Genomic DNA, 381 nt, shown 5'->3' with positions numbered 1-381 from the left:
GCAGCTGAGCGTGTGGCTGATAAAACTGGGGATACAGCCGGAAAGAACCGCGCCGGGCTGTCCGGGGCAGAACGCCCGCCACGAGCGGATGCACCGGTCGCTGAAGGTCGCCATGAGCCATCACGACGTCTTTGGCTCGCTGCCGGAGCAGCAGGCGTGGTGCCGCGGATGGCGGAACGAGTTCAATCAGGAAAAGCCGCATGAGGCGCACGGGCAGCAGCCGCCCGCAAAAATATGGACGCCTTCACCGCGGAAATGGGACGGAAAAGTGCCGGAGGTGGGCTATCCGGAGGGGGCGAAGCTGTACAAAGTCGGTGAAAAAGGCGACCTGAGGCTGAACGGGCGAACCTTCCTGAGCGCGGCGTTACGGGGGGAATATGT

At 63.3% G+C, this 381-nt stretch carries 1 protein-coding gene; it reads left to right on the top strand.

Features of this window, described 5'->3' with window-relative positions; all coding sequences use genetic code 11:
* Positions 1 to 88: 88 nt before the first annotated feature.
* A partial coding sequence (locus tag CBW22_RS25135; RefSeq protein ID WP_254919572.1) for an integrase core domain-containing protein occupies positions 89 to 381 on the top strand: 293 nt, incomplete at its 3' end.

The sequence above is a fragment of the Pantoea sp. VS1 genome (genome assembly GCF_002207995.1).
Classification (GTDB): Bacteria; Pseudomonadota; Gammaproteobacteria; order Enterobacterales; family Enterobacteriaceae; genus Pantoea; species Pantoea dispersa.
Note: the sequence above shows the minus strand (reverse complement) of the source record. Positions and strands in the feature narration are given on the sequence as shown.